Source organism: Gordonibacter faecis, from assembly GCF_030077735.1.
Taxonomy (GTDB): Bacteria; Actinomycetota; Coriobacteriia; order Coriobacteriales; family Eggerthellaceae; genus Gordonibacter; species Gordonibacter faecis.
In genome coordinates, this window is sequence record NZ_JASJEU010000031.1 from 1 (window position 1) to 1,510 (window position 1,510).

At 56.6% G+C, this 1,510-nt stretch carries 2 protein-coding genes; both read left to right on the forward strand.

The genetic code is table 11. From position 1 onward, the window contains the following. Window positions 1-92: 92 nt before the first annotated feature. Window positions 93-1,055 carry a hypothetical protein gene (locus QNJ86_RS13820; RefSeq protein WP_283833233.1) on the forward strand — a complete coding sequence of 321 codons (963 nt, stop codon included), beginning with the start codon at window positions 93-95 and terminating at the stop codon, window positions 1,053-1,055. Between the two features lie 14 nt (window positions 1,056-1,069). After that, window positions 1,070-1,390, forward strand: coding sequence for a hypothetical protein (locus tag QNJ86_RS13825; protein ID WP_283833234.1), 321 nt, complete (start codon window positions 1,070-1,072; stop codon window positions 1,388-1,390). The last annotated feature ends 120 nt before the right edge of the window (window positions 1,391-1,510 follow it).

The following is a 1,510-nucleotide window of genomic DNA, read 5'->3' on the forward strand; positions in this document are numbered from 1 at the left end:
CTGCCCGCCCGCGTGAGGGGTCTCGTGCGTACGGTGCCTCTCGGCTCGGGCGGTAACGATAAATCAGATTCAGAGGACAAGGAGGATTAGGTATGAGTGATTTGGTGACGGCTAGTTGGGATTGGGGTTCTTTCTGGGAGAACTTCATGGCATCCGGCGGGGGCGTGCTTCTTGCACTTTATGTTGTGCAGATTGCATTTGCCCTTATCGGTGCGATTAGTTCAATCGTTGGCCTGATTCGTGGCATTACGAACAAACAGACAACGGCTATTGCTCTTGGCGGAATTGGTATCGGATGCATGATTCTGGGACTGTTCTTTTTCGGCATCGTGCTTTGGACCGCCGGTATGATTTGTGGCCTGATGGCATGCAAGAGGTCAAAGCAGCCTCGTATGTTGTCTTACGAGGAGTTCAAGCAGCGCAAAGCGATGATGCAGGACCCGGAGTACGCCGAGTATATGCGCACGATGCATGGCATCGAGGATACGGGCGGGATGACCGCTGAGCAGAAGTTCGACCGCAGCGTCGCGGCGAACCCGCTCATCGGCCTTTCCGAGGCTGAGTTCTCGAGACTCAATCTGAAGGCGAAGCATGGCACGCTGTCCCCTGCCGAACAGCAGATGTACAACGACTACATCCAGGCAAGCATGAAGAAGAACGGCGGCGAGGTGAAGCCGCCCATGTCGGACGGCAAGCTGGGGGCAATCGTTCTCGTTGTGATTGTAATCGGCTTGGTGCTTTGGTTTGGGTTCAATTCCGCTTCGCAGAACGGAATGTTTGACCATTTGAGTAATGCACCTATGTCGGAGACTGTGTCGGAGTATGTGACAGAAATATCGGTTTGGTCTACGGATGAGACGGGAATTCCGTCTATGACCACGAAGTATACGGCAGTAGACCAAAACGGACACATTATTGATGAGCATGACGTTTACGACACACCCGAAGAAGTTCCCGAGCCGGAATGGCATGAGTCTTCCAATGGCAAGCAGACCATTGAGGACTTGGGTAACGGCACGATTCTGATGCACGGCGACATGCCGATTTCTGATTAAAGGAGGTATCCGATATGGCAACGAAGAGGTTCGATGACGCGACCGAGAAAGCACGTGCGTTGGAGGCGCAGGCGAAGAAGCTGCGCCGTGAAGCGCAGGCCGCGAGGACGAAGGCATACGCCGACGCGCTCGTGACGGTTTTCCCGGGAGTGAAGGACATGGGTTCGGCGGAAGAGGTCCTTGATTTCGTCAAGGGACTGAAGCCGAGCACCGGACATGGTACGCAGGATGCGCGCGCCGCTGGCGCTGCGGATTCCGCGTATGCCCAGACCGCAGAAGCTGGAGAGTCGTCGGAAGCGCACGGCGGCTTTTCCGGCTCGGGCTACCAGGGGTAGCCGTGCCGGGTTCCACAGAAGGATTCGGGTCCCATGTCGGACGGGGGAAGTCGTTCCCGTGTCCGACATGGGCAAGCCCATCTCGGTGGACAAAAGGCGGGGGTTCGAAGGGGACGGCGC

Coding starts and splice junctions, on each gene's coding strand:
- QNJ86_RS13820 (WP_283833233.1), top strand. CDS start 93: ATGAGTGATTTGGTGACGGCTAGTTGGGATTGGGGTTCTTTCTGGGAG.
- QNJ86_RS13825 (WP_283833234.1), top strand. CDS start 1,070: ATGGCAACGAAGAGGTTCGATGACGCGACCGAGAAAGCACGTGCGTTG.